The following is a 26,362-nucleotide window of genomic DNA, read 5'->3' as shown; positions in this document are numbered from 1 at the left end:
TCGCGCATCACTCAAATAAGACAGCGAAATCAGATATCTGGATACAAGATATATTCGTCGGTAGGAAAACCGCCAAAATTGCAGACCGGTCGAAATTGATACGAGACTCAACTGGCAAAGCTGTTTTCAAATCGGCACGTGCCTGCCCAAAACCAGATGGCAACTTCATCGGCACCTGCTGCGGGAAAAGGTCGTGCCGCGTTCCATCCATGTCATGATAAAGTATCTGTACGCCAGCCTGTGGATCGTCTTGATTTTCGGTCGCAGCATGCATGAAAGACCCAAAGATGCTAACAGTCAGAAACTCTGCGGGACGCAAAAATTGAAAGTCTAACTCGACTTCAATTGTAAGCCATCTGGACTGATCTGCATTTGTGATTGCAATATCAAGATCACATTCATCCGCATCTTTCGATAGCCGCGGTTCAATTGGGCGAAGTGTCAAAGATATATCGTCTTTTTTCTCAAAGCCCATCCAGACCCTTGGAACGATCGGAACATAGGGCGCGATAGAGATCTCTTTGGATTCTGTATAACTGTCTTTCTTAAACAGTTCTATAAGATGTGCCATCGGATGCGGCATTTGTGACAACCGCAAACTAAGTGCATAAGCGTCACGCGCCTGTTTGAACTGAGCACCAAGTAAATCTGTCAAATCACACAATTGTTTGCTTGTTTGCAGCATATCCCACCTTTCAAGCAATCCGTAAGTCAACAACTATTTGTTGAGAGCGGCGTTATGTATTCTATTTATATATGTGCGTAGCGTAACTAAAAAATCTTGTAAAGTTTAGACACTGGTTTGCATGTGAACCTAAAAACTCGACTGCCAAACAAGATATCGTTGCTCAGCAAATGGCGTAAAATCACTATTCAGAGATTAGAAAAGCCCCAAACGTTTGTATAGTGTCGATAGAGATTAAAAATTTTAAGGACTAAGGACTAAGGACTAAGGACTAAGGACTAAGGACTAAGGACTAAGGACTAAGGACTAAGGACTAAGGACTAAGGACTAAGGACTGATATGATGGTGCCCTTGTTTATTCTAGCGGCTATTATCGATAATTCGGCAAATGAGGTCCGGGATACGTCCCGGACCTCATTTTCGTTTAGCCGGGAAGTTTGACCCAGGCTTCAACTCTTCGGTTTAGGCCTTTGGTTTTATAGTCTTCGTTACACGCGACCGGGCTGAGTTCGCCGAACCCTTTTGTGCTGACGCGCACTTTATCCAGGGCGTTTGTTCCGGCCATGACCTGGCGCAGTTTTTCCTCGACGGCCAAGGCGCGTGCTTCGGACAGACGTTTGTTGGCGTCAAATGCGCCGTCTGAGTCGCTGAACCCGACCAGCCGTACCTGAGCACCTTCTGGCAGGCCGATTATGTATTCTGCCAGCCGCAACAGCTTGTTTTCGGACACATTATCCAAAATGCTGGTGCCGCTTCTGAACCGGAACGTGGCGCTTAGGCGATCCCAGTCGCGCATATCCATGTAAAGATCGGCTGCCAGTTGCAGTTGTGCCGGGCTTTGCATTTCCAGAATGTTTGCCTGTAAGTTTACTGCCGCATCTATCTGAGGGCGGCTTGACACCGTCCAACTGACAAAGCCCGCTTTTTCAATCGCGCTGCTTGCGCGGTTTGACGAACTGAAGGCGACCAGCTCTTTCACGGGTTCCGGCAGGGTTTCTTGACGATTGTAGAGAAATAAACGACGCTGAAGAGGGTATTCTTCTGTTTTGATAAAGAACGCGTCCGCAGGTGTCGCAATGCCGCAGACACTTTTAATCGCAACTGGTTTCGTATCGGCCTTGTGCCCCACACCAAGATAGCCAATTGCACCCGGATCATTGAAAATCGCCTGTGCCATTTCGCCGTTTCCCTCAACCAGGGTTGCATTGGTCGAGAAGTAACGCCCGTTTTCAAAGAAGGTGCTTTGGATCGTCGCTGCTGTGCCGGATCGTGGATCGCGGGTGTAGACTTTGACAGGGATGTTGGGGCCGCCGACATCGCTCCAATTGGCGATTTTACCGGTCAGAAGATCACCGATCTGCTGTTCGGTCAGGCTGTCAACCGGGTTATTTGGATGGATGGCGACGACAATACCGTCTGCTGCGATGGCATGTTCTTGTGACGCCGCCCGCATGTCACCAGCGCCAGCGTCACGCAAAAGCTGTGCTTCACTATTTTTGATAGGGCGCGATGACATGGCCAAAACTGCGCTTTTGTCTAAAAGCGCACGAAATCCTGTGCTTGATCCACGTGCCGTGATGTTGGCGTTGAAAGCTGTATCGCCGCTGCCCTGATCGTCGATCACGTTCAAGTTGATGACATGACCATTGTTGGTCCGCTTGTCATTTACGGCCTGATACTCTTGCGCAGCCAGACCTTTGATCAGCAGTGGCATCAGTTCAAGGCCGATGGTGTCAGATCCGGCGACTGAGAATGTGGTAGAGGTATCGGTTTGAGGCTTTTCAGGACAGGCGCCCATGCAATCCACAAATGCACTGTTGACCGTCACTTGCCCTGCGCTTGTTTCAACAACGTAAAAGCCATTGTTATAGCTTAGCAACCGTCCCGATAGGTCGACGCCATCTTGCACACTTACCAGACGTACTGTGTCAGCCTGAGCTGTTGCTGACAAAATCAATCCACTTACTACGGCCGCAGTGCCAATCGCTTTTGCGGCTACTTTCGTCCATTCCATATTCTGTCTCCTAACTTCACTCAAAAAAGCTTTGTCGTGCTTGTGGTTTACTAACTGAACAAGACAGATCAGTTGACACGTATGTCAGGATTACTGACTCGTTAATACAACCATAAGATGAATGATAAAACAAGTGCTCGCTGCGCTTGGCCGCAATTGACCCCTTAAGTGACGCAAAAAAGCCTGTTCGCGGCCGGTGATCTTGGTCTACCTTGCAGTTTGAGGAGGAGGGACATACCAAGTATGCTGCAGAAACAGCCTGTGCTTGAGACGTCGCCGCATGTTTCTAATGAAGTGCGACAGACGACCTGTTATATGTGCGCCTGCAGATGCGGGATAAATGTGCATCTTAAAGATGGTAAGGTCGCCTATATCGAAGGCAATCGCGATCATCCGGTCAATCGCGGTGTTCTTTGCGCCAAGGGATCGGCAGGTATCATGCAGGTCAACGCACCATCCCGCCTGCGGGCGCCGCTGAAACGTGTGGGACCGCGTGGGTCGGGTGAGTTCGAAGAAATCACTTGGGACGAAGCACTGGGCATCGCCACCGACTGGCTGGCCCCCATCCGTGAAGCCGCACCCGAAAAGCTGGCGTTTTTCACCGGTCGCGATCAATCGCAAAGTTTTACCAGCTTTTGGGCCCAGGGCTTTGGCACCCCCAATTACGCAGCGCACGGCGGGTTTTGCAGCGTCAATATGGCCGCTGCTGGCATCTATACAATGGGCGGTGCGTTCTGGGAATTCGGCCAACCTGATTGGGAACGCACGAAACTGTTCATGTTGTTTGGCGTGGCCGAAGATCACGACAGCAACCCGATCAAGATGGGTCTGGGCCGGCTGAAAGAACGCGGTGCCAAGGTGATTGGCGTTAATCCGATCCGCACTGGCTATAACGCGATTGCAGATGAATGGCTGGGCATCACGCCCGGTACCGATGGGTTGCTTATTCTGGCGCTGATCCATGAACTGCTGAAGGCAGGCAAGATCGATCTGGACTATCTGGCCCACCGCACCAACGCGCCCGTGCTGCTGGATGATGACGGCTTGTTTCAACGTGACGGCGAAGGCCGCCCCTTGGTTCGGGATCGCACCACTGGCGAAACCGTGCCTTTTGACGCACAAAAGATCATCCCCGATCTGCGTGGGGCCGATACTGTCTTTACCAAGCTGATCGAACGCTATCTTGATCCGCAATATGCCCCCGATGCCGTCGCCAAACGCTGCGGCATCCCCGCGCAAAAGATCAAACTGATTGCCGCCGAATTGGCCCGCGTCGCCTTTGACGAAGCGATTGAGATCGACCAGCCCTGGACCGATTTCCGCGGTCATTCCTATGATAAAATGATCGGCCGACCCGTCAGCTTTCATTCCATGCGCGGCATCTCGGCCCATGCGAATGGCTTTCAGACCTGCCGCGCTCTGCACGTTTTGCAGATCATTCTTGGCAGTGTCGAGGTTCCAGGCGGCTTCCGTTTCAAACCGCCCTATCCCAAGCCTGCGACCGCGCATCCCAAACCCCATTGCCGCGTCACACCGGGCCAACCACTGGACGGCCCGCATCTGGGCTTTGTACACGGCCCCGAAGATCTGTGCCTGAACGACGACGGCACACCGGCCCGCATCGACAAGGCCTTCACCTGGGAAAACCCGATGAGCGCCCACGGCCTGATGCATATGGTCATCAGCAATGCCCACGCGGGCGATCCCTATCAGATCGACACGCTGTTTTTGTATATGGCGAATATGTCGTGGAATTCGTCTATGAACTCGGCTGGCGTCATGGATATGCTGACCGATACGGATGAAAACGGCGATTATGTTATTCCGCACATCATTTATTCCGATGCCTATTCCTCGGAAATGGTGGCCTATGCCGATCTGATCCTGCCCGATACGACCTATTTGGAACGCCACGATTGCATCAGTCTGCTGGATCGCCCGATATGCGAGGCCGATGCCGTGGCCGACGCCATCCGCTGGCCCGTGATCGAACCAGATCGCAATGTGCGCGGCTTCCAGTCTGTTCTTGTCGATCTGGGCGCACGGCTGAAACTGCCAGGTTTCGTCAATGAAGACGGCAGCGCCAAATACAAAGACTACGCTGACTATATGACCCACCACATCCGCCGCCCGGGCATCGGCCCACTGGCCGGATGGCGCGAGGGTGGTGATAGCCGGGGTGATGCAAACCCCAATCAGATCGACCGCTATATCGAAAACGGCGGCTTCTGGATGGAACATATCCCAGACGAAGCGCTGTATTATAAACCATGGAATAAGGCGTATCAGGATTGGGCCGTGGCCAAGGGTTTTTACGACAGTGTGCAACCGTACATCTTTCAACTGTATGTCGAACCCATGCGCAAGTTCCAACGGGCCGCCGACGGGCACGGCACCCGTCAGCCCCCGGATCATCTGCGCGACCAGATTAGACAAAAGATGGACCCGCTGCCGATTTGGTACGATGTGAATGAAGAGGACCAGCAAGGGTCCGATGAATTCTCCATCCATGCCCTGACCCAGCGGCCTATGGCCATGTATCACAGCTGGGGTACGCAAAACGCATGGCTGCGCCAGATCCATGGTCGTAATCCGATGTATATCCCGACCAAACTTTGGGAAGCCAACGGCTTTAACACCGGTGATTGGGCGCGCGTCACCTCGCCCCACGGATCCATCACTGTGCCCGTCGCACATATGGCCGCGCTGAACGATCACACCATCTGGACATGGAACGCCATTGGCAAACGCAAAGGCGCCTGGGCGCTGGACAAAGACGCGCCCGAGGCCACCCAGGGCTTTCTGCTCAACCACATCATTCACGAACTCTTGCCCCCCAAAGGCGACGGCCTACGCTGGTCTAATTCGGACCCCATCACAGGCCAGGCCGCGTGGTTCGACCTGAAAGTGAAGATCGAAAAAGTCGATGCCCCCGCCGAAGCCCAACCCGAATTCCCACCGCAAAAATCCCCGGTCGGACAGGGCCCGGACAAGCTGACGTGGAAGGTGGGCAAATGATAACTGTTCTGTATTATAAAAAGCATCACAGAGCCCTGACCGACCCAAGGATCGCCCCCGCGTTTTCCTATGAGAATGCAAATGCAGTTTTGTACAAAAATTTAAGTACAAAACCCGTGTACAAAATATACAAAACTTCACACGGGAGGCCATAAAATGACCCAACTTCCCACCCATACCGAAAAGAAACTGGGCCTTGTGATCGACCTAGATACCTGCGTTGGTTGTCATGCCTGCGTTGTATCCTGCAAGGGCTGGAATACCGAAAATTACGGTGCGCCATTATCTGATCAGGATCCTTATGGCGCCGACCCAACAGGTACATTCCTAAACCGCGTCCATTCCTATGAAGTTCAACCAGATCAAGGGGTTGCGCAGCTTATCCACTTTCCCAAAAGCTGTTTGCATTGCGACGATGCGCCCTGCGTGACCGTCTGCCCAACCGGGGCCAGCTATAAGCGGGTCGAAGACGGCATAGTTCTGGTGAATGAAAGCGACTGTATCGGCTGTGGCCTGTGTGCCTGGGCCTGTCCTTATGGCGCGCGAGAAATGGATGCAGATCAAGGGGTTATGAAGAAATGCACCCTATGTGTCGACCGTATCTATAACGAAAACCTGCCCGAAGAAGACCGTCAACCGGCTTGTGTCCGCACCTGTCCGTCAAATGCCCGCCACTTTGGCGATCTGGCGGATTCTGAAAGCGATGTCAGTAAGTTAGTCGCCGAACGCGGCGGCATTGATCTGATGCCGGAACAGGGCACAAAACCTGTCAACAAATACCTGCCCCCGCGCCCCAAGGATACATGGGACCAGATCGACATTCTGGCCCCCCTTCTGGACCCCGTCGCGGAAGAGCCCAAGGGTTTTCTGGGTTGGCTCGATAAGACATTGGAAAAACTGTAAAAAATGCATCCAGCCCCATCAATTATTCTGTTCACCGTTTTGTCCGGCCTTGGATTTGGCCTGCTGTTCTGGCTGGGCCTTGGCTTTCCGCCCGTCACTGGGTTTTCAGCTTTTGCTTTCTTTACAATCGCTTACCTGCTGGCCATCGGCGGGCTGATCAGTTCAACCTTTCACTTGGGCAATCCGCAACGTGCGCTCAAGGCCTTTACGCAATGGCAAACCAGCTGGCTTAGCCGCGAAGCGTGGCTGTCCGTTTTTGCCCTGACGTTCATGGGGTTATACGCCATTGGTGCTGTGTTTTTCGCGACGCGCATCGCGCCCCTTGGCTGGATCGGCAGCGCACTTGCGCTGGCCACAGTCTATGCCACGTCGATGATCTATGGTCAGTTGAAAACCGTACCGCGCTGGAACCATCCCACAACGCCCGCACTGTTTTTGCTACTGTCTGTCTCGGGCGGGGCGCTGTTGGCGGGTCAAGTGACCTATGCCATTGGTCTGCTAGCGCTGTCCGGGGTTTTGCAGGCTGTGGTCTGGTATCTGGGCGATCAGCGCTTTGCGGAGCGCGGCACGACGATGGAAACGGCGACGGGTCTTGGAAATATCGGTCAGGTCACCGCATTCGAACCACCACATACGGGCACAAACTATTTGCTGAAAGAAATGGTCCATGTGGTCGGTCGTAAGCATAGCAGGAAACTGCGGATCATCTCGCTTGCCCTGATGGTGGTTTTGCCCGTCCTGCTGTTGCTTTTGCCATTCTCGCACGCATTGGCGGCTGTCGCCGTTCTAAGCCATTTGGCGGGCGTCCTTGCATCCCGGTGGCTGTTCTTTGCCGAGGCTGAACATGTTGTCGGCCTATATTATGGGATTCGCTAGGTCCTGACTGCAGGACAGCGATGGCAGGTAATGCGTCGTGAGTATTTGGGCAACAATGAATTTCGCGCGACTTTATTGGTGCGATGTCGGCTAAGCGTATCATATCGGGTATTTGTCACCTGATCCTGGCTTCGCTTTCTGTGTCAAACAGCATCGCTCGGGCGGGGTCGAATTGCAGGCCGACAGTATCGCCGATTTTTGAGCGTTGGTCGCCCCGTTCTTCGACAATCAAGCGTTCGCCGGTCGAAGCGACAAGATAGGCATAGGACACACCACCAAGCGCTTCGGTCAGTTCGACCTGGTGTGTCTCGCCAGGAATGATTTCAAGATGCTCGGGGCGCAGGCCTAATGAAACGCGCGTCTCATTAGCGGGTAGGGTAAGGTTCATTTGCACGGTCTGATCCAGCCCCGGCACGGTCACTGCACCGCCTGCCACTTGGCCGTCGAGGAAATTCATCGCTGGCGAACCGATAAAGCCCGCGACGAATTTGTTGTCCGGGTCGCGATACAGATCCATCGGCGCACCGACCTGTTCGATCCGACCCGACCGCAGGACAACGATTTTGTCCGCCAGCGTCATCGCCTCGACCTGATCATGGGTGACGTAGATCATTGTGGCGCCGATTTCGTTGTGAAGGCGGGCAATCTCGACCCGCATCTCGACCCGCAGTTCGGCGTCAAGGTTCGAAAGCGGTTCATCAAACAGGAACACCTCAGGCCCCCGTACAATCGCACGACCGATCGCAACCCGTTGGCGCTGCCCGCCTGACAGGGCCTTGGGCTTGCGGTCCAGATAATCGTCCAGTTTCAGAATACTGCTGGCCTCGCGCACCTTTTCTTGGATTTCCCGCGATGGATGGCCATTCATTTTCAGGCCGAAGCCCATATTCTGTTCCACCGTCATATGCGGGTAAAGCGCATAGGTCTGAAACACCATCGCAACGCCGCGCTGGGCCGGGTCCATATGCGTCACATCGCGGGGGCCGATGTTGATCTGACCTTCGGTCGTTTCCTCAAGCCCCGCAACCATCCGCAGCAGCGTCGACTTACCGCAGCCCGAGGGGCCAACGAAAACGCAAAACTCACCATCATCGATCTGCAGATCAATGCCGTGGACCACCTGCACATTACCGTATCGCTTGATCACGTTATTCAGCGTCACACCGGACATCGACCTACCCCCTTGTTTCCATTTCCGTCTGATCGGGAAAGCGCCAGGTCTGGACTTCATCCGCGATCATATCGGCTGTCTGTCTGATTTTTGGAACCCACCGTTCCAGTGTGGCCAGTGAGCTTCGATCCGTTGAGCTTGTGACCGACAGGGCCCCTAAAAGCCGCCCGCGGGCTGACAGGATCGGGACGGCGACGCATATGATTCCGGGTTCGTGTTCTTCCCGGTCGAACCCATAGCCGTTGGAGCGAATATTCTGCAGTTCGGCGCGCAGATCGGTTTCATTCGTCAAGGTTGTGGGCGTGAATTGGTGAAACGCTTGAAGCGGCAAAATCTTCTGCAATTCATCTTCGGCCAGATAGGCCAGCATCACCTTCCCGACACCGGTGCAATAGGCGGGGCCTATCTTGCCTGCCTGACTGTACATTTCAATCGGTACGGCGGCATTTCTTTTGTCGACATAAAGCACATGCGCATTGTCGATCTGTGCCAGATGGACGGTTTCACCTACGTCCCGGCTGAGCGCATCCAGATGCGGCCGCGCGATCGGGGCCAGGCTGGATTGCTGCCAGGCCGCATGGGCCAGCCGCACCAGCCGCACCCCAAGCGCATATGTCTGACGGTCAGGATCAAACATCAGCATGCCCTGATTGGTCAGCGTCTGGACAAAGCGGTAAAGCGTGGCCTTGGGAAACTCAGATCCTTCGAGCAGTTCACCAAAACGCACGGGGCGGCCAAAGCCCGCGACCTGATCCAGAACCTGCAATGCCTTTCCAACGGTGCCGTCGCCCGGCTGGGCTGTCGTCATCTGTTCCTCCCTTAGGTCCGGCGAATTTGTGACCGGTTCGCTTTGGACCTGTTGACAACACTAGGCGAGTCGGCATTATGATTTCAATATACAAAACTAAGTTTCAAATAATGAAACCAGAATGCAAGCATCTAGGGAGGATACCATGCATTCCATGTTCAAAGCGTCCATTGCTGCGCTGGCGACGACCGCCGTTATGGCTGGGTCGGCGATTGCTGGCGGTCATGACGACAAACTGACCGGTGATCTGCGGATCTTCCTTGATACCTCAAACCCCGCACCGCGCGCGACGATGGAAGAGATGATCGCGCGGTTTCAGGAAATGCACCCTGATCTGAACATTGAAACAACGGTGATTGATCGTGAGGCTTACAAGACGCAAATCCGTAACTTTCTGACCGCAAATCCCCCCGATGTGGCCACATGGTACGCCGCCAACCGCATGCGCCCTTATGTCGAGGCCGGGTTGTTCGAGGATATATCTGACCTGTGGGCCGAACCCGCGATTGCGGAAAACCTTGCCTCAACCAAAGGCGCATTGACCATTGATGGTAAGCAATGGGGCGTGCCCTACACCTACTATCAGTGGGGTGTGTATTATCGCGAAGATATCTTCAACGAACTTGGCCTGACCGAACCCACTACATGGGAAGAGGAAAAGGCCAACTGCCAGGTGATCCTCGATTCCGGTCGCAAGTGCTACACCATCGGCAGCAAGTTCCTGTGGACCGCCGGTGGATGGTTCGACTATCTGAACATGCGGACGAATGGCTTTGATTTCCACATGGCCCTGGCCAACGGCGAAATTGCCTGGACGGATGACCGTGTGAAACAGACTTTTGCCAACTGGCGCGAGCTGATCGATATGGGCGCCTTTATCGACAACCACCAGTCCTATAGCTGGCAAGAGGCATTGCCTTTTATGATCAATGGCGATGCAACGGCTTATCTGATGGGTAACTTTGCGGTGGCCCACATGCGTGAGGCTGGTTTGACCGACGATCAGATCGACTTCTATCAGTTCGTTGAAATCACCCCGGGACTGGAAAAGGCCGAGGATGCGCCGACCGATACATTCCACATCCCCTCACAGGCTGAAAACAAGGAAGCAGCGCGCGAATTCCTGCGCTTTGTCGTTTCGGCTGAACAGCAAACGATCATCAACAACGGTGAAAATCTGGGCCAACTGCCTGTGAATGCGTCATCCTCAATCGATCAGGATGAATTCCTGGAGCAGGGTTTTGAAATGCTCAGCAGCAACAGCCCAGGTGGTATCGCGCAATTCTTTGACCGCGACGCACCAGCCGAAATGGCCAGTGTCGCGATGGAGGGATTTCAGGAATTCATGGTCATCCCTGACAATCTTGAGGACATTCTGCAGCGGCTAGAAGCCGCGCGTCAGTCGATCTATTAAACCAAACCCGGAAGGCGGCATTGGTCGCCTTCCCCCATACCCGCAATCAGGCAGGATAAACGCCGATGGAAACGCCGGCCGTTCCCCAAAGTGCATATCAACCGGTCCAAAGATCATGGTTCCAGCGTAATCAGCTAAAGCTGGCGCCATGGCTGTTTCTGTTGCCGGGCATTCTGTTTTTCCTGATCTATGTTATCTGGCCCATCGCGCAGAGCTTTTATATCTCGCTTTACGACTGGAACGGACTGGGCGATATTCACGAACAAGGCACCTATGTCGGCGTGCAGAACTACGTTGAATTGGCGGGTGATCGGAATTTCGAGATATCGCTGTGGAACAACCTGAAATGGCTGGTGCTTTATCTGTTGGCCATTCCAGCGGGATTGTTCATCGCTTTGTTCCTGAACCAGAATGTCGTAGGCATTCGCATCTATAAGTCATTATTTTTCTTCCCGTTCGTGATCAGCCAGGTGGTTGTGGGGCTGGTCTTTCAGTGGTTTTACCTGCCCAGCAACGGCCTTTTGGACAGTATGCTGGGCTTGGTCGGCCTGGGGCCACTGAACGTGCTGGGTGACCCAGATCTGGCAACGTATGGTATCATCGTCGCGGGGCTGTGGCCGCAAACGGCTTATTGTATGATCCTCTACCTGACTGGGCTGAATGCTGTTGATCCTGAACAGGTCGAGGCCGCGCGTTTGGATGGTGCCAAGGGGACGCGTATGTTGTGGTATGTGATCCTGCCACAACTCAAACCCGCGACATTTATCGCCTTCGTGGTCACGATCATCGGCGCGCTGCGGTCGTTTGACCTGATCAGCATCATGACGAATGGTGGCCCCTTTGGCAGCACCCGTGTTCTGTCCTTTTATGTCTGGGAAAAATCCCTAAGCGAACGTGGCTTTCAATATGGCTATGCCTCGGCCATCGCGGTGGTCCTGTTCCTGATCATGCTGGTCTTCATCGCCTATTTCCTGTGGTCTATGTACAAAGAGGAGCGCGCAGGATGAGCGTGACGCGCGATCAGGTTGATCAGATTTGCACGGGCCTGACCGGTACGACGTTGGCGCATCCGCCCGAATTGGTCAGTTGGAAGGTCGGCGGCAAGATGTTTGCTTGCTTTGGGGGTGACGGTCAAATGAACGGCGTATCGGTCAAATGTCAGGACGTTGCTACAGCCGAGATGCTGATTGAAACCACCGCAGCCATCCGCGCGCCCTATTTCCACAAAAGCTGGGTGCGGCTGCAGTTTTCCGATACTGATATTGACGAGGTCACCCACCGCCTGACTGCATCCTACGACATCATCCGTAAGTCCTTGCCCAAAAAGCTGCGCGACACCCTTCCCGGGCGTCAGGGGGGCTAACATGTTTCCGCGACCCATACAAAAAGCGTCACCCGCAGCGCAGATCACATATAAAACGCTTCTGCCGATCTCTCTGATCCTGTGGCTTTTGCCGCTGATTGCAGTCGCGATCTTCTCAGTCAAACCTGCGGCGGATTTCACGACGGGCAACTACTGGGGCTGGCCCTCATCCTTCGAAGGGGTCACAAACTATACCCGCGTCTTCTTTGACAGCGACATGCCGCGCTATCTGCTGAATTCGGTGCTGATCACCATCCCCACCGTTCTGGGCGCGCTGGCCTTGTCCTGCATGACGGGCTTCGCACTTGGGGTCTATAAATTCCGCGGTAACTTCCTGATCTTTTTCATGTTCATCGCGGGGAACTTCGTGCCCTTCCAGATTCTGATGGTGCCCGTGCGCGATCTGACGATTGATCTGGGCCTTTATGACACCAAGGCCGGTCTGATCCTGTTCCATGTCGCGTTCCAAACGGGATTTTGCACGCTGTTCATGCGCAATTTCATCCGCGCGCTGCCCTATGAACTGATCGAGGCCGCGCGGGTTGAAGGGGTCAGCGAAATCAAGATTTTCTGGTACATCGTCCTGCCCATTATGCGTCCAGCCATCGCCGCGCTCAGCGTGCTGATATTTACCTTCATCTGGAACGATTATTTCTGGGCCGTGGTGCTGACCCAAGGCCCTGGTGCGCAGCCCGTCACCGCCGGCATCACCAGCTTCAACGCGCAGTTCGGCGTGGCCTATAACATGCTGTCAGCGGGCAGTATTGTGGCTGCCCTGCCGCCTGTTTTGATGTTCTTTCTGATGCAAAGGCACTTCATCGCGGGTCTAACCCTGGGGGCAGTCAAATGACCAAGATCGCGTTTATCGGGGCTGGCTCGACCATCTTCATGAAGAACATCGTGGGCGACTGCCTGCACTTCGATGCGCTGCGTGATGCCACCTTTGCCCTGATGGACATCGACGCGACCCGGCTTGAGGAAAGTGCGCTGGTTGCCCGCAAGATGATCGCGACGATGGACACCGATGCGACGGTTGAAACCCACTCTGATCAGCGCGCAGCCCTGAATGGCGCTGATTTTGTCGTCACAGCCTTTCAGATTGGGGGCTATAAGCCCTGCACCGTCACCGATTTCGAAATCCCCAAACAATACGACCTGCGCCAGACCATCGCCGATACGCTCGGCGTGGGGGGTATCATGCGCGGTCTTCGGACGGTCCCGCATCTGTGGAAAGTGGCTGAAGATATGCGCGCTGTGTGTCCGGGCGCGACGCTGTTGCAATACGTCAACCCAATGGCGATCAATTGCTGGGCGCTGGCGGAACGCTATCCGGATATCAAACAGGTGGGGTTGTGCCATTCGGTCCAGAATACCGTTCAGGAAATCGCCCATGATCTGGATCTGCCCGAACATGAAATCCGCTATCGCGTCGCAGGTGTGAACCATGTCGCGTTTTTCCTTGATCTCACCCATCAGGGCCGTGATCTGTATCCCGATTTGCGCACGGGGTATCATACCGGCCGCCTGCCCAAGCCGCCGCTGCTAATGCCCCGCTGTCCCAACCATGTCCGCTACGAGGTGATGGATCACTTTGGCTATTTCTGCACTGAATCCTCGGAACATCTGGCCGAATACGTGCCTTGGTTTATCAAACAAGACCGCCCCGACCTGATCGAAATATTCGGTATCCCGCTGGACGAATACCCCAAACGTTGCGAAGAACAGATCGCTAACTGGTCCACCCAGGCCGAAACCCTGAAGACCGCGGCTAGCATCGATGTGCCCAAAAGCCACGAATTCGCGGCCGAGATCATGAACGCACAACTCACCAACACGCCCTATGTGATCTACGGCAATCTGCCCAACACCGGCCAACTGCCCGCGCTGCCACTGGGCGCCGTGGTCGAAACTCCCTGCCTGGTCGACGCAAACGGCATCCAGCCTACCACCGTCACCGACCTGCCCCCGCAATTGACCGCGATCATGCGCAGCCAGATCAATGTGCAAGAGCTGACCGTGCGCGCACTTCTTGATGAAAACATCGACCACATCTATCACGCCGCCTATATGGACCCCCACACTGCTGCCGAGCTGGACCTGCGACAGATCCGCGACCTGATCACTGACCTGCTTGCGGCACATGCCGACTGGCTGCCTGACTGGGCCCGCCCCCGCAAAGCCGCCTGACCCTTCATTGTTCCCAAAATACTCCCGCCGGAGGCGGACCCATAAATGACCACCCGCAGATCAAAAGCCTGGTACGGCAAACTGGACAAAGACGGCTTCATCCATCGCAGTTGGATGAAAAATCAAGGCTTTCCCGATCACGCCTTCGATGGCCGCCCGATCATCGGCATTTGCAATACATGGTCCGAACTGACCCCCTGCAATAGCGGCCTGCGCGACCTGGCCAAAGGCGTCAAACGCGGCGTGTGGGAGGCGGGCGGCTTTCCCGTCGAATTCCCCGTCATGTCCCTGGGTGAAACACAGATGAAGCCCACGGCGATGTTATTCCGCAACCTGTTGGCAATGGATGTTGAGGAATCAATCCGCGCCTACGGCATTGATGGCGTTGTCCTTCTTGGTGGCTGCGACAAGACCACACCTGGCCAGTTGATGGGTGCGGCCAGCGTTGATCTGCCCAGTATCGTCGTCAGCTCAGGCCCGATGCTGAACGGCAAATATCGCGGTCAGGATATCGGCAGCGGCACCGACGTCTGGAAGTTTTCCGAAGCGGTTCGTGCGGGCGAAATGACCCTGCAGGATTTCATGAGCGCCGAATCCGGTATGTCGCGCAGCGCGGGCGTCTGCATGACCATGGGCACCGCGTCGACCATGGCGTCTATTGTCGAAGCGATGGGTCTGTCCTTGCCCACCAACGCCGCCCTGCCCGCCGTAGACGCGCGCCGCATGGCGCTGGCCCATCTGACCGGCAAGCGCATAGTTGAGATGGTTGAGGAAAACCTGAGATTATCGAAGGTCCTGACGAAACCTGCGTTCGAAAACGCGATCATTGCGAATGCTGCTGTCGGCGGGTCAACCAACGCGGTTGTTCACCTGCTGGCACTGGCTGGCCGCGCAGGTGTTGATCTGACGCTGAGCGATTTCGAAATCGGCAGCGATATCCCCTTGCTGGTCAACTGCATGCCCTCCGGCAAATACCTGATGGAGGATTTTTGTTACGCAGGCGGCGTCCCCGCCGTTCTGGCCGAATTGAAAGACCATCTGCGCCCCGCAAACACCATTCTGAGCGGCGATATCAGCCATTACGCCGACGGTGCTGAATGCTTTAACCGGGACGTAATCCATGCCTTTGATGCCCCGGTGAAACCCGCTGCGGGCCTGCGCGTGCTGCGTGGCAACCTTGCGCCCAATGGGGCCATCATTAAGCCCTCAGCCGCAACTGATGCACTTCTCGAACATGAAGGTGAGGCTTACGTTTTCGAAAATATCGAAGACGTGAAAGCCAACATCGACCGCGATGATCTGCCAGTGACTGCAGACACAATCCTTGTGCTCAAGGGCTGCGGTCCAAAAGGCTACCCCGGCATGCCCGAAGTCGGCAATATGCCGATCCCGAAAAAGCTGGTGCAGCAGGGCGTCCGCGACATGATCCGGATATCTGACGCGCGGATGTCAGGGACGGCCTATGGTACCGTGATCCTGCATGTCAGCCCCGAAGCCCAGGCGGGTGGCCCGCTGGCACTGGTCAAAACCGGCGACCGCATCCGTGTATCGGCCAGCAACGGCACGCTGGATCTGTTGGTGGATGGGGCCGAACTGAGCAGCCGTCGCGCCACATGGCAACCTGATCCGCCGCACTATACGCGAGGCTATGCCAAGATGTATGTGGACCATGTTCTGCAAGCTGATCAGGGGGCCGATCTGGATTTCCTTGTCGGCAAAGACACACGCCCTGTCACACGGGAAAGCCACTGATGACCGCTGTTTTCCCTGATCTGAAAGATACATCCGTTTTCATCACCGGCGGCGGATCCGGCATCGGTGCGTTCCTGACCGAAGGTTTCCTGAAACAAGACGCCAAGGTCGCGTTTGTCGGGCGCTCGGATGCCACCACCTTTTGTGATGAGATGGAACAGAAACATGGGGTCAGACCCCTGTTCATCCAATGCGACATCACTGATATCTCCGCGCTGAAACATGCCATCGCAAAGGCCGCGCAGGCCCATGGACCGATCACTACGCTGGTCAACAACGCCGCCAACGACAAACGCCACACCACCGAAGAGGTGACCGAGGATTTCTGGAACTGGTCCCAAGCCATTAATCTGAAAGCCTATTTCTTTGCCTGTCAGGCCGTGATCGGTGGCATGCGCGACGCAGGCGGCGGGTCGATCATCAACTTCACATCGATCAGCTATATGATGGGCAACACCGGCTATCCCGCCTATACCACCGCGAATTCCGGGATCAACGGCATGACGCGCAGTCTGGCCCGTGAATTCGGCCCCGACAAAATACGCGTCAATGCGCTGGCCCCCGGTTGGGTGTTGACGCAGAAGCAAAAGGATATGTGGGTGACCGAAGAAGGTCTGGCCGCCCATCTGGATCGTCAATGTCTGAAAGACCCGCTTGAGCCTGATGATATTGTCGGCGGCGCACTTTTTCTTGCCTCAAAGGCATCGAAAATGATGACAGGACAAGCATTGGTCATCGATGGCGGCGTGGTGGTAACGGGCTGATGTCACAGGATAAATCATATCCCGACTGGTTCGCGGTCGACTGGGGCACGTCAAACCTGCGGGTCTGGGTAATGACCGCCAGTGGAACGGTTCTGGATCAGGCGGTGTCTGATCAAGGCATGGGCAAACTGACCCGCGATGGATTTGAGCCTGCCTTGCTGAATCTGATCGGCGATTGGCTTGGGTCTGGTACAACACCGGTGATCGCCTGCGGCATGGTCGGCGCGCGTCAGGGCTGGGTCGAAGCGCCGTATCAGACAACCCCTTGTAAACCTTTTGTTAATCAGTTGACAGCTGTCAACTTTTTGCAAGATCCCCGTCTTCAGGTGTATGTCATCCCCGGCGTCTGCCAAAAAGATCCCGCAGACGTGATGCGCGGCGAAGAAACGCAAATCGCCGGTTTCCTAAGCCTGAACAAAAATTGGGATGGCGTTATCTGCCTGCCCGGAACACACACGAAATGGGTGCAGATCAGCGCGGATGAGATCATCAGTTTCAAGACCTTTCTGACGGGCGAGCTGTTTGATCTGCTAACCCATCACAGCGTGCTGCGTCATTCCATTGATACCGATGGCTGGGACGATGACGCCTTTCAAACCGCCGTGTCGGAGGCAATTTCCCGACCCGAAGCCATCGCCGCGCGGCTATTTTCCATTCGCGCCGATGATCTGCTGCACGACCGCGCGCCAGGTCAAGCCTGTGCCTATCTCTCAGGGTTACTGATCGGGGCAGAACTGGCAGCGGCCCGGCCTTATTGGCTTGGGCAGCAGATAGCGATTATCGGTTCTTCGAGTATTTCCGGGCGCTATGCCGCCGCCCTGCGGGCACAAGGCGTTGAGGCCACTGTGACGAATGCAGACCGGATGACTTTGGGTGGATTAACAAAGGCTTATATGACTATGAAGGACACTGGATAATGCGCCCGTTCATTGCCATTCTGCGAGGACTGACACCGGATCAGGCTATTGATGTGGGGCAGGCGCTGATTGATGCGGGTATCACCCAGATCGAAGTGCCGTTGAATTCGCCTGATCCTTTGATCAGTATCGGAAAACTTGTGGATGCTTTCGAGGACCATGCGCTGATTGGTGCGGGCACCGTTCTGACCGTGGATGAGGTCCAGCAGGTTGCGCGTGTCAGGGGAAAGCTGATCGTATCGCCCAACTGCGACCCCGATGTGATACATGCGACCAAAGATGTGGGGATGCTGAGCTATCCTGGGATTTTTACGGCGACCGAGGCCTTTGCGGCGCTTAGGGCCGGGGCTGATGGGTTGAAGCTGTTCCCTGGTGATCTGGCAGGCATTACTGGCCTGAAAGCTTTGCGTGCGGTTTTGCCAGTGGGCACAAAGGTTTATGCCGTTGGGGGCGTCAGTGCCGATACACTGGCCGACTGGATCGATGCTGAAGCGGATGGCTTTGGTATCGGATCTGCGCTTTATAAACCGGGAATGAGTCTTGGTGATATTGCGACACGGGCGCATGATCTGGTGGCCACTTATGATGCGCTGGTCAGATGATCTACGATGACCGTTCGTGCAAACTGGGTGAGGGACCGCTTTGGCACCCCAAGCGTAACCAATTGTTCTGGTTTGATATTCTATCGAAAAAGTTGCTAACCAAAGGGCAAGAGTGGCAGTTTGACGAACATGTCTCTGCCGCCGGTTGGGTCGATCAGGATCGTTTACTCGTGGCGTCGGAAACCGCGCTGTTCACGTTTGATCTAACGACGGGCCATCGCGTGCATGTTTGTGATCTTGAGGCCCAAAACCCAATTACGCGTTCAAACGATGGGCGTTCTGACCCCTGGGGTGGGTTTTGGATCGGCACGATGGGCAAAAACGCTGAACCGGATGCGGGCGCGATTTACCGATATTATAAGGGTGAGTTGCGTCAGCTTTTTGCCCCCATCACGATCTCGAACGCGATTTGCTTTACGCCGGATGGGCATTACGCCTATTTCACCGACACCCCGACACAGCGGATCATGCGTCAACCATTAGACTATGATGGTTGGCCCAAAGATGCGCCCAGGGCGCATATTGATCTGCGGGGCAAGGGATTGAACCCCGATGGCGCAGTGGTGGATCAGGATGGGGTCTTGTGGTGCGCGCAATGGGGTGTGTCGCGGGTTGCGGCCTATGATCAGGATGGTTCGTTTCTAAGGGCAGTCGAATTTCCAGCCAGTCAGATTTCCTGCCCCGCGCTGGCCGATGACAAACTGTTTGCGACATCGGCTACGATTGGTCTGAAAGACCCGCAAGACCATGACGGCAAGACATTTTGCATAGAAATTGATGTCGCGGGACAACCGGAACACAGGGTGCTGATTTAGCGCAAGATACACCAGCCCTTTTACCCGCGCGGCATAAGACGTAACTATACCCTATGGCTGATCTTTTCGATACCGCGGCTCAAACGCCCGACACCGCCCCGCGCCCCCTGGCGGATAGGCTGCGGCCCAAAGCGCTGTCTGAGGTCATTGGCCAGGACAAGGTGCTTGGGCCCGATGGTCCGCTTGGTACGATGCTGACTTCGGGTGCGCTATCATCGATCATTCTGTGGGGGCCGCCCGGCGTGGGTAAAACGACCATTGCCCGTCTGCTGGCCGATGAAACCGACCTGCATTTCGTCCAGATCAGTGCTATTTTTACCGGTGTTCCTGATCTGCGCAAAGTGTTTGAGGCCGCCAAGCTGCGCCGTTCCCAAGGGCGTGGGACGCTGTTGTTCGTCGACGAAATCCACCGTTTCAACAAAGCACAGCAGGATGGTTTCTTGCCTCATATGGAGGATGGAACGATTCTTCTGGTTGGGGCCACAACAGAAAATCCGTCTTTTGAGCTGAATGCAGCGGTGCTGAGCCGGGCACAGGTTATCGTGCTTGAGCGGTTGACGCCCGCGCATCTTGAACTGTTGGCGCAAAGGGCGGAAAAAGAGCTGCAGAAACCATTACCACTTACAGGCCAGGCCCGTGAGGCGCTGTTGAATATGGCTGATGGCGACGGACGGGCGCTGCTAAATCTGACTGAACAGGTCATGGCCTGGAACGCGACCGACAAGCTTGACACAGATGCGTTAACCACACGATTGATGCGCCGCGCCGCACAATATGACAAATCAGGCGATGCACACTACAACCTGATCTCGGCCTTGCATAAATCTGTGCGCGGGTCGGACCCGGACGCAGCACTTTATTGGCTGGCGCGGATGCTGGACGGCGGCGAAGACCCGCGTTATCTGGCCCGTCGGATCACGCGCATGGCGATTGAGGATATCGGGCTGGCCGACCCGCAAGCGCAGGCGCTTTGCTTGCAGGCTTGGGAGATCTACGAACGTCTTGGCAGCCCTGAAGGTGAACTGGCCTTGGGGCAGGCTGTGGCCTATCTGGCTTTGGCGCCAAAGTCGAATGCGGGCTATGTGGCTTATAAAGAGGCGATGAAGTCCGCCAAGAAAACCGGCTCAAATCCTCCGCCCAAGCATATCCTGAATGCGCCAACCGCGTTGATGAAAGATCAGGGATATGGTGCCGGGTATGACTATGACCACGATGCCGAGGATGGCTTTTCGGGTCAGGATTATTTTCCCGATGGTATGAAGCGCCCCGTGTTCTATCACCCGGTGGAACGCGGGTTTGAGCGTGAACTGAAGCGTCGGCTGGATTACTTTGTCAAGCTGCGCACTAAGCGCCAGAGTTGACATCGCTGGCCTAACCGTGGACAGACGGGCGCATGTGGATGACCCTGATACAAGTGGCTGCCGGTGGCGCGATTGGTGCAGGTTGCCGGTATCTGACAGGCATTGCGATGCTGCGCGTCGTGGGCCCCGGCTTCCCTTGGGCAACAATGCTGGTAAATGGTCTTGGATCATTTCTGATGGGTGTATTTGTCGTCTATGCGGCTGAACGTGCAGCAACCCACCTTGGTCCTTTCGTCATGATTGGTCTACTGGGCGGGTTCACGACGTTTTCTGCCTTTTCGCTGGATGCTTTCAGCCTTTATGAACGCGGCGACATGGCCGCAGCAGCAGGCTATGTCCTGGGATCGGTTGTAGTTTCGTTGCTGGCACTTTTTGTCGGCGTGATGATCGGACGGGGGGCGTTTGCATGAGTGGCGTGCAGACCCTGACCGTGACCGAGGATGAGGCCGATCAGCGTGTGGATCGCTGGTTGCGCCGACGCTTTCCGCATCTGGCGCAAAGCCGGATCGAAAAGATGTGTCGCAAGGGCGAATTGCGGGTCGATGGTGGTCGCGTCAAATCCTCAACCCGGGTCGTAGTGGGGCAGTCGGTGCGCGTGCCGCCATTGCCGGAACCGGGGCAGGTCACATCAAACCCGAAGCCTACGGTCAATGATGCTGATGCTGAACTAATCCGGTCCTGCGTGATTTACCGCGATGATCACCTAATAGCTTTGAACAAACCGCCGGGTCTGCCAACGCAGGGTGGCAGCAAACAGGTCCGGCACATCGATGGTATGGCAGAGGCGTTGAAATTCGGGTTTGAGGATAAGCCGCGGCTGGTCCACCGGTTGGATAAAGACACATCCGGTGTTTTGCTGCTGGCCCGGACCCGCGCGATGGCGGGTGCGTTGACCGAAGCGTTCCGCGCCCGTGATACCCGCAAGATCTATTGGGCGATCGTCGCCGGTGTCCCCAGCCCAAATATGGGCACGGTGCGTTATGGTCTGGTCAAGGCGCCGGGGCATGGTCGACAGGGTGAGGCTGAAAAGATGCTGTGTATTCACCCCGACCAGGTCGATGACACACCCGGCGCAAAATATGCGACGACCGATTATGCCGTGCTCAGCAGCCTTGCCAAACGGGCGGCCTGGGTTGCCCTGGTGCCGGTTACGGGCCGTACCCATCAGTTGCGCGCGCATATGGCTGAACTGGGCCATCCTATTGTTGGTGATGGAAAATACGGTGGTTCGGGTCAGGAAAATCTGGGCGATGGATGGGGCGCGCAACTGGGCGGGGATATCTCTCGCAAATTGCACCTGCACGCGCGATCTTTGTCGCTGACCCATCCCGTGACAGGTGCGCGTTTGTCACTGACGGCGCCGTTGCCCGATCATATGGCGCGCACGTGGGACACATTCGGTTGGAGCCCGTCTGACGTACCCGCCGATCCGTTTGAGGATATTGTGTGATGTCGGATCCCTACCTGATCCTTTTTGATGTCGATGGAACATTGGTTGACAGTCAGGGCGATATCGTTGCTGCAATGACGATTGCGTTCAAAACAATCGAACGGCCTGTCCCGACGCGGGGCCAGATCCTGTCCATTGTGGGGCTTTCGTTACCCGTTGCGATGGCGCGGCTGGCGGCGGGTACATCAGACCAGCAGCAGGTGATGATGGTCGAGGCTTATAAAGACGCCTATGCCCGCCTGCGATCCGAAGGCGATATCAAGATGACCTCGCCACTTTATCCCGGTGCTCAGCAGGTTTTGGACGATCTGCGCGACCGTCCGAATGTATTGTTGGGCATTGCCACGGGAAAGTCGCGCCGTGGTTTGGATGTGCTGCTGGATGGTCATGATCTGCGCGATTATTTCGTAACCGAACAGGTGGCCGATCATCATCCTTCAAAACCCCATCCGTCTATGATCCTGACGGCTTTGTCAGAAACTGGCGCGATGGCCGAGCGGACTGTGATGATTGGCGACACAAGCTTTGATATGGAAATGGGGCGGGCCGCGCAGGTGGACACAATTGGTGTGACCTGGGGCTGTCACCCGGAACAGCATCTGCGGCAGGCGGGTGCAGGTACCATTGTTTCCGATTATCAATCCTTGGCGGAAGCGCTTGAAAAGAGGGTCGCGTGAGCGAGTGGAAACAGAAACGGTTCTGGACGTCAGCTGATGTTGTGGCTGATGGCGCGGGCTTTACCGTCGTACTGGATGGCCGGCATCTAAAGACACCAGCAAAGCGCCCATTGGTCGTTCCGACCGAAGCATTGGCCAAAGCTATCGCTGATGAATGGCAGCGCCAGAATGACCTTGTCGACCCGCTTTCAATGCCGTTTACGCGGTCGGCCAATGCTGCAATCGACAAGGTTGCCAGTCAGAAGTCAGAGGTCGCCGACCTGATCGCAGCCTATGCGGAAACGGATTTGCTGTGCTACCGCGCGGCTGAACCAGTGGGTCTGATTGACCGGCAAATGAATGGCTGGGACCCACTGCTGGATTGGGCCGCAGAAACCTATGGTGCGCGTTTGCAGCCTGTTAGCGGGGTCATGTATCACACCCAGCCACCCGATGCGATCAGGGTACTGTCAGATAAGGTGCATTCCTTCGACGATTTTGCGCTGACGGCAGTTCACGATCTGGTCAGCCTGACCGGATCGGTTGTTATTGGACTGGCTGCAACGCATGATCATTTCGATCCGTCGGCCCTTTGGCAGCTGTCAAGAATCGATGAAGACTGGCAGATCGAACAATGGGGCGTTGATGAAGAAGCCGCCGAAACTGCCCAAAACAAACGCAACGCCTTCCTGCATGCCCATCGTTTTTACAATTTGACGCAGAATTGATCCCAATTGCACAGTGTTGCGGCAGATTGTTTTTGCATAAGCGAAATAAATGCTCAAAAGTTATGCATCGGACCATGAAGCGGACTTGACGATTGACAATGAATTTGCCCAATGTTGTGACGCCGAAGGGGTGAGGCCCTTCAACGGATCACGTCTGGACTGACAGGGTCTGGAAATGAACCGCCCTGGACAGGGGTGGATAATCAGGAAGAGGTAAACATGAAAAAAACCATTTTTCTTGGCACACTGACAGCCGTCGGTCTTGTGGCCGGCGCAGCTGCTGCGGGAACGCTTGACGATGTCAAGGCGCGCGGCACACTGAACTGTGGTGTTGTCACCGGTCTTGCCGGTTTCGGTGCGCCAGACGCTAATGGCCAGTGGCAGGGGTTCGACGTTTCAGTCTGCCGTGCTGTTGCTGCCGCTGTGTTTGGTGATCCGACTGCGGTCGAATTTATACCAACAACCGGTAAAACACGCTTTACTGCGCTGGCTTCGGGTGAAATCGATATGCTGGCCCGGAATACGACCTGGACATTTTCACGCGACGTGGATCTGAAGTTCGAATTCATCGGCATCAACTATTACGATGGTCAGGGCTTTATGGTGCCTGCATCACTTGGCGTATCGTCCGCCAAGGAGCTGAACGGCGCTACAGTTTGTATCCAGACCGGTACGACAACCGAACTGAACCTGGCTGACTTCTTTGAAGAGAACAACCTGGAATACGAACCCGTTCCAATCGAAACCAATGCTGAAGCACAGCAACAGTATCTGGCAGGCGCCTGTGACGTTTACACGACAGACGCATCGGGCCTGGCTGCCACACGGGCAACTTTCGAAAACCCTGATGATCACATCATCCTGCCTGAGATCGTTTCGAAAGAGCCTCTTGGTCCATTGGTTCGTCATGGTGATCCAGAATGGGGCGATGTCGTCCGCTGGACGCTGAACGCCCTGATCGCAGCCGAAGAGCTGGGCGTGACATCGGCCAATGTTGCAGAACTGGCTGAAGGAACAGAAAACCCAGAGGTGAACCGTCTGTTGGGATCCGAAGGCAATCTGGGCGAAATGCTTGGTCTGGAAGCGGACTGGGCGAAAAATGCTATTATGGCAAACGGCAACTACGGCGAGATCTTTGAAAAGAACATTGGTGAAAATACACCGATTGGTCTGGCTCGCGGTCTGAATGCACAATGGACCGAAGGTGGTCTGATCTATTCGCCACCCTTCCGTTAAGCTGATCTTGAAGAGGGCGCAGTTCATCATCTGCGCCCTCTTTCCATTAAAATAAAGACCTGAGCCACAAGAGCGGAAAAATCCGCCAGGGGACAACTCAGACCAATTGCAGGGATACTTATGACGACACTGACGGACCCACAGCCGGAGTCGTTTCGTTTGTCGATGTTGATCAACGACACGCGTTATCGTGCTTATACCTTTCAGTTCATTGCACTACTGGCCATAATTTTTTGTATTTCCCTATTGGGTCGAAACCTGGTCACCAACCTTGAACAGCGAGGTCTGACTTTGTCATTTGACTTCTTAGGCAATCCCGCGGGCTATGATATCAATCAGCGTCCCCTGGAGTATTCAAATAACGACAGCCATCTGCGGGCCTCTCTGATCGGGATCATCAACACATTGATTGTTGCCGCATTGGGGTGCGTTACTGCGACGATATTTGGTGTGTTCGCAGGTGTTTTGCGTTTGTCTAACAACTGGCTGGTTGCAAAGCTGATGGCCGTTTATGTCGAAGCCTTCCGCAACGTGCCTGTTCTGATCTGGATTCTGATCATTTTTTTCATAATGATCGCGGCGACGCCGCCGCCAAGTGCATTCAGGGGCGATGATCCGTCTGCATCAATGCTATTTGATGCAATCGCGATAACGAACCGCGGCGTCTATATCCCGTGGGTGCAATTTTCGAATGGGTTCGAAAGCATCCCGATCATACCGCCTGTGTTCGATGACCCCACACGTTTCAGCTTTTTTGGCCTGTTTAATATCAATGTAACCGTCTGGCTTGTGCTTTTCGCTTTGGGCGGGGGGATCTACGCTGCTATTCAAGCCGGTAAATATATCAAAGCAAACAACGTTGAGGTTTTTGCATTGTTGCCCGCATTTGTGCGGCTTTTGGTTTATGCAATCATTGCATTCACACCGTTTGTCATCGTTTATTCGTTGTTTTTGAATGTGAATGGTTCACAGCCTGCAACGTCACTGCGATTTTCGCTCAGCCTAAATCTGATCGTCATATTGCTGGTTCTTCTTCTGGGGCTTTACGTATCGCGGCTGATCCGGGACTGGGCGGATAAAACGCAGGAACAGACCGGCGAACGTCCAACGGTATGGTATTGGCGGCTTGGTGTAGTCTTCGTGCCGCTGATACTGATATTCTATCTTTTAGGGGCATATCTGGATTACCCGGCGTTGCGCGGCTTTAACTTCGCGGGTGGCTTAACAATCCGTGGATCGTTGATCGCGCTTTGGTTTGCTTTGGCAATCTACACAGGCGCTTTCATCGCGGAAAACGTCCGTGCCGGCATTCAGGCCATCAGCAAGGGTCAGACAGAAGCAGCAGCGTCGCTTGGGTTGCGTCCGGGCCGTATCATGAACCTGGTGATTTTACCCCAGGCGCTGCGGGTGATCATACCACCGCTGATTTCACAATATCTGAACCTGACCAAGAACTCGTCTCTGGCGATTGCGGTCGGCTATATGGATGTGACAGGCACGTTGGGTGGCATCACCCAGAACCAGACAGGTCGTGCGATCGAATCTGTTTTATTGCTGATGATCTTCTATCTGACGATCAGCCTCAGCATTTCGCTGTTCATGAATATCTACAACAATTCCGTCAAGCTGAAGGAGCGGTAGG

Annotated in this window: 24 protein-coding genes; 20 read left to right on the top strand and 4 right to left on the bottom strand. The window is 55.0% G+C overall.

What is annotated here, in order from left to right; all coding sequences use genetic code 11:
• Window positions 1-7 precede the first annotated feature (7 nt).
• Both H7848_RS08580 and H7848_RS08575 read right to left on the bottom strand, forming a co-directional pair.
• Entirely contained in the window at window positions 8-685 is a 678-nt protein-coding gene (locus H7848_RS08580) for a hypothetical protein (protein ID WP_208350155.1), read from the bottom strand.
• A gap of 424 nt (window positions 686-1,109) precedes the next feature.
• Entirely contained in the window at window positions 1,110-2,699 is a 1,590-nt protein-coding gene (locus H7848_RS08575) for a phosphate ABC transporter substrate-binding/OmpA family protein (protein ID WP_208350153.1), read from the bottom strand.
• 243 nt (window positions 2,700-2,942) lie between these two features.
• Here H7848_RS08575 and H7848_RS08570 point away from each other — a divergent pair, with 243 nt between their 5' ends.
• The 3 genes from H7848_RS08570 (at window position 2,943) to H7848_RS08560 (ending at window position 7,496) form a co-directional block, all read left to right on the top strand.
• Window positions 2,943-5,717, top strand: a complete 2,775-nt coding sequence (locus H7848_RS08570; protein WP_208350151.1) for a molybdopterin oxidoreductase family protein — start codon at window positions 2,943-2,945, stop codon at window positions 5,715-5,717.
• 156 nt (window positions 5,718-5,873) lie between these two features.
• A complete protein-coding gene (locus H7848_RS08565; RefSeq protein ID WP_208350148.1) occupies window positions 5,874-6,620 on the top strand; it encodes a 4Fe-4S dicluster domain-containing protein in 747 nt (248 codons plus the stop codon).
• A gap of 3 nt (window positions 6,621-6,623) precedes the next feature.
• Window positions 6,624-7,496, top strand: coding sequence for a dimethyl sulfoxide reductase anchor subunit family protein (locus H7848_RS08560; RefSeq protein ID WP_208350146.1), 873 nt, complete (start codon window positions 6,624-6,626; stop codon window positions 7,494-7,496).
• 115 nt (window positions 7,497-7,611) lie between these two features.
• Here H7848_RS08560 and H7848_RS08555 read toward each other — a convergent pair whose 3' ends face one another.
• On the bottom strand, window positions 7,612-8,667 hold the full coding sequence (locus H7848_RS08555) for an ABC transporter ATP-binding protein (RefSeq protein WP_208350135.1): 1,056 nt from the start codon (window positions 8,665-8,667) through the stop codon (window positions 7,612-7,614).
• A gap of 4 nt (window positions 8,668-8,671) precedes the next feature.
• Entirely contained in the window at window positions 8,672-9,475 is an 804-nt protein-coding gene (locus H7848_RS08550) for an IclR family transcriptional regulator (RefSeq protein ID WP_208350133.1), read from the bottom strand.
• A 145-nt stretch (window positions 9,476-9,620) separates the two neighbouring features.
• Here H7848_RS08550 and H7848_RS08545 point away from each other — a divergent pair, with 145 nt between their 5' ends.
• The 17 genes from H7848_RS08545 to H7848_RS08465 all read left to right on the top strand — a co-directional run bounded on the left by H7848_RS08545 (window position 9,621) and on the right by H7848_RS08465 (window position 26,361).
• The gene (locus H7848_RS08545; protein ID WP_208350131.1) at window positions 9,621-10,889 is read left to right on the top strand and encodes an ABC transporter substrate-binding protein; all 1,269 of its coding nucleotides are present in this window, start codon (window positions 9,621-9,623) and stop codon (window positions 10,887-10,889) included.
• A gap of 65 nt (window positions 10,890-10,954) precedes the next feature.
• Window positions 10,955-11,896: a carbohydrate ABC transporter permease gene (locus H7848_RS08540; RefSeq protein WP_208350121.1), complete on the top strand. Its 942-nt coding sequence runs from the start codon at window positions 10,955-10,957 to the stop codon at window positions 11,894-11,896.
• Window positions 11,893-12,252 carry an MmcQ/YjbR family DNA-binding protein gene (locus H7848_RS08535; protein ID WP_208350119.1) on the top strand — a complete coding sequence of 120 codons (360 nt, stop codon included), beginning with the start codon at window positions 11,893-11,895 and terminating at the stop codon, window positions 12,250-12,252. The genes H7848_RS08540 and H7848_RS08535 overlap by 4 nt, the downstream gene beginning before the upstream one ends.
• A 1-nt stretch (window position 12,253) precedes the next feature.
• Entirely contained in the window at window positions 12,254-13,102 is an 849-nt protein-coding gene (locus tag H7848_RS08530) for a carbohydrate ABC transporter permease (RefSeq protein WP_208350112.1), read from the top strand.
• Complete coding sequence (melA, locus tag H7848_RS08525) at window positions 13,099-14,439, top strand: alpha-glucosidase/alpha-galactosidase (RefSeq protein ID WP_208350110.1); 1,341 nt, start codon at window positions 13,099-13,101, stop codon at window positions 14,437-14,439. The genes H7848_RS08530 and melA overlap by 4 nt, the downstream gene beginning before the upstream one ends.
• A 45-nt stretch (window positions 14,440-14,484) precedes the next feature.
• Complete coding sequence (locus H7848_RS08520) at window positions 14,485-16,191, top strand: IlvD/Edd family dehydratase (RefSeq protein ID WP_208350109.1); 1,707 nt, start codon at window positions 14,485-14,487, stop codon at window positions 16,189-16,191.
• Entirely contained in the window at window positions 16,191-16,955 is a 765-nt protein-coding gene (locus tag H7848_RS08515) for an SDR family NAD(P)-dependent oxidoreductase (RefSeq protein WP_208350107.1), read from the top strand. The genes H7848_RS08520 and H7848_RS08515 overlap by 1 nt, the downstream gene beginning before the upstream one ends.
• Window positions 16,955-17,872 carry a 2-dehydro-3-deoxygalactonokinase gene (locus tag H7848_RS08510; RefSeq protein WP_208350104.1) on the top strand — a complete coding sequence of 306 codons (918 nt, stop codon included), beginning with the start codon at window positions 16,955-16,957 and terminating at the stop codon, window positions 17,870-17,872. Before H7848_RS08515 ends, H7848_RS08510 begins: the two co-directional genes overlap by 1 nt.
• Window positions 17,869-18,474, top strand: coding sequence for a 2-dehydro-3-deoxy-6-phosphogalactonate aldolase (locus H7848_RS08505; protein WP_336512076.1), 606 nt, complete (start codon window positions 17,869-17,871; stop codon window positions 18,472-18,474). Before H7848_RS08510 ends, H7848_RS08505 begins: the two co-directional genes overlap by 4 nt.
• Window positions 18,471-19,289, top strand: coding sequence for an SMP-30/gluconolactonase/LRE family protein (locus H7848_RS08500; RefSeq protein ID WP_208350096.1), 819 nt, complete (start codon window positions 18,471-18,473; stop codon window positions 19,287-19,289). The genes H7848_RS08505 and H7848_RS08500 overlap by 4 nt, the downstream gene beginning before the upstream one ends.
• A 53-nt stretch (window positions 19,290-19,342) precedes the next feature.
• The gene (locus tag H7848_RS08495) at window positions 19,343-20,650 is read left to right on the top strand and encodes a replication-associated recombination protein A (protein WP_208350093.1); all 1,308 of its coding nucleotides are present in this window, start codon (window positions 19,343-19,345) and stop codon (window positions 20,648-20,650) included.
• 32 nt (window positions 20,651-20,682) lie between these two features.
• A complete protein-coding gene (crcB, locus tag H7848_RS08490; protein WP_208350092.1) occupies window positions 20,683-21,060 on the top strand; it encodes a fluoride efflux transporter CrcB in 378 nt (125 codons plus the stop codon).
• Window positions 21,057-22,100 (top strand): RluA family pseudouridine synthase, encoded by a 1,044-nt coding sequence (locus H7848_RS08485; RefSeq protein ID WP_208350090.1) that lies wholly within the window; start codon window positions 21,057-21,059, stop codon window positions 22,098-22,100. Before crcB ends, H7848_RS08485 begins: the two co-directional genes overlap by 4 nt.
• Window positions 22,100-22,777, top strand: a complete 678-nt coding sequence (locus H7848_RS08480; RefSeq protein WP_208350088.1) for an HAD-IA family hydrolase — start codon at window positions 22,100-22,102, stop codon at window positions 22,775-22,777. The genes H7848_RS08485 and H7848_RS08480 overlap by 1 nt, the downstream gene beginning before the upstream one ends.
• Complete coding sequence (locus H7848_RS08475) at window positions 22,774-23,484, top strand: ATP12 family chaperone protein (protein WP_208350086.1); 711 nt, start codon at window positions 22,774-22,776, stop codon at window positions 23,482-23,484. The genes H7848_RS08480 and H7848_RS08475 overlap by 4 nt, the downstream gene beginning before the upstream one ends.
• Window positions 23,485-23,703: 219 nt before the next feature.
• Window positions 23,704-24,720 (top strand): amino acid ABC transporter substrate-binding protein, encoded by a 1,017-nt coding sequence (locus H7848_RS08470; RefSeq protein WP_208350084.1) that lies wholly within the window; start codon window positions 23,704-23,706, stop codon window positions 24,718-24,720.
• Window positions 24,721-24,840: 120 nt separating this feature from the next.
• Window positions 24,841-26,361: an amino acid ABC transporter permease gene (locus H7848_RS08465; RefSeq protein WP_208350081.1), complete on the top strand. Its 1,521-nt coding sequence runs from the start codon at window positions 24,841-24,843 to the stop codon at window positions 26,359-26,361.
• Window position 26,362 lies beyond the last annotated feature (1 nt).

It is taken from the genome of Pseudaestuariivita rosea, assembly GCF_017592335.1.
Classification (GTDB): domain Bacteria; phylum Pseudomonadota; class Alphaproteobacteria; order Rhodobacterales; family Rhodobacteraceae; genus Parasulfitobacter; species Parasulfitobacter rosea.
This window is presented reverse-complemented; position numbering and strand designations above follow the sequence as displayed.

Excerpts from the sequence above, each read along its gene's own strand:
- H7848_RS08465 (WP_208350081.1), top strand. The coding sequence starts at position 24,841 with ATGACGACACTGACGGACCCACAGCCGGAGTCGTTTCGTTTGTCGATG.
- H7848_RS08520 (WP_208350109.1), top strand. The coding sequence starts at position 14,485 with ATGACCACCCGCAGATCAAAAGCCTGGTACGGCAAACTGGACAAAGAC.
- H7848_RS08570 (WP_208350151.1), top strand. The coding sequence starts at position 2,943 with ATGCTGCAGAAACAGCCTGTGCTTGAGACGTCGCCGCATGTTTCTAAT.
- H7848_RS08500 (WP_208350096.1), top strand. The coding sequence starts at position 18,471 with ATGATCTACGATGACCGTTCGTGCAAACTGGGTGAGGGACCGCTTTGG.
- H7848_RS08485 (WP_208350090.1), top strand. The coding sequence starts at position 21,057 with ATGAGTGGCGTGCAGACCCTGACCGTGACCGAGGATGAGGCCGATCAG.
- H7848_RS08515 (WP_208350107.1), top strand. The coding sequence starts at position 16,191 with ATGACCGCTGTTTTCCCTGATCTGAAAGATACATCCGTTTTCATCACC.
- H7848_RS08470 (WP_208350084.1), top strand. The coding sequence starts at position 23,704 with ATGAAAAAAACCATTTTTCTTGGCACACTGACAGCCGTCGGTCTTGTG.
- H7848_RS08540 (WP_208350121.1), top strand. The coding sequence starts at position 10,955 with ATGGAAACGCCGGCCGTTCCCCAAAGTGCATATCAACCGGTCCAAAGA.
- H7848_RS08550 (WP_208350133.1), bottom strand. The coding sequence starts at position 9,475 with ATGACGACAGCCCAGCCGGGCGACGGCACCGTTGGAAAGGCATTGCAG.
- H7848_RS08530 (WP_208350112.1), top strand. The coding sequence starts at position 12,254 with ATGTTTCCGCGACCCATACAAAAAGCGTCACCCGCAGCGCAGATCACA.
- H7848_RS08565 (WP_208350148.1), top strand. The coding sequence starts at position 5,874 with ATGACCCAACTTCCCACCCATACCGAAAAGAAACTGGGCCTTGTGATC.
- H7848_RS08575 (WP_208350153.1), bottom strand. The coding sequence starts at position 2,699 with ATGGAATGGACGAAAGTAGCCGCAAAAGCGATTGGCACTGCGGCCGTA.
- H7848_RS08510 (WP_208350104.1), top strand. The coding sequence starts at position 16,955 with ATGTCACAGGATAAATCATATCCCGACTGGTTCGCGGTCGACTGGGGC.
- H7848_RS08580 (WP_208350155.1), bottom strand. The coding sequence starts at position 685 with ATGCTGCAAACAAGCAAACAATTGTGTGATTTGACAGATTTACTTGGT.
- H7848_RS08535 (WP_208350119.1), top strand. The coding sequence starts at position 11,893 with ATGAGCGTGACGCGCGATCAGGTTGATCAGATTTGCACGGGCCTGACC.
- H7848_RS08495 (WP_208350093.1), top strand. The coding sequence starts at position 19,343 with ATGGCTGATCTTTTCGATACCGCGGCTCAAACGCCCGACACCGCCCCG.
- crcB (WP_208350092.1), top strand. The coding sequence starts at position 20,683 with ATGTGGATGACCCTGATACAAGTGGCTGCCGGTGGCGCGATTGGTGCA.
- melA (WP_208350110.1), top strand. The coding sequence starts at position 13,099 with ATGACCAAGATCGCGTTTATCGGGGCTGGCTCGACCATCTTCATGAAG.
- H7848_RS08555 (WP_208350135.1), bottom strand. The coding sequence starts at position 8,667 with ATGTCCGGTGTGACGCTGAATAACGTGATCAAGCGATACGGTAATGTG.
- H7848_RS08560 (WP_208350146.1), top strand. The coding sequence starts at position 6,624 with ATGCATCCAGCCCCATCAATTATTCTGTTCACCGTTTTGTCCGGCCTT.
- H7848_RS08545 (WP_208350131.1), top strand. The coding sequence starts at position 9,621 with ATGCATTCCATGTTCAAAGCGTCCATTGCTGCGCTGGCGACGACCGCC.
- H7848_RS08480 (WP_208350088.1), top strand. The coding sequence starts at position 22,100 with ATGTCGGATCCCTACCTGATCCTTTTTGATGTCGATGGAACATTGGTT.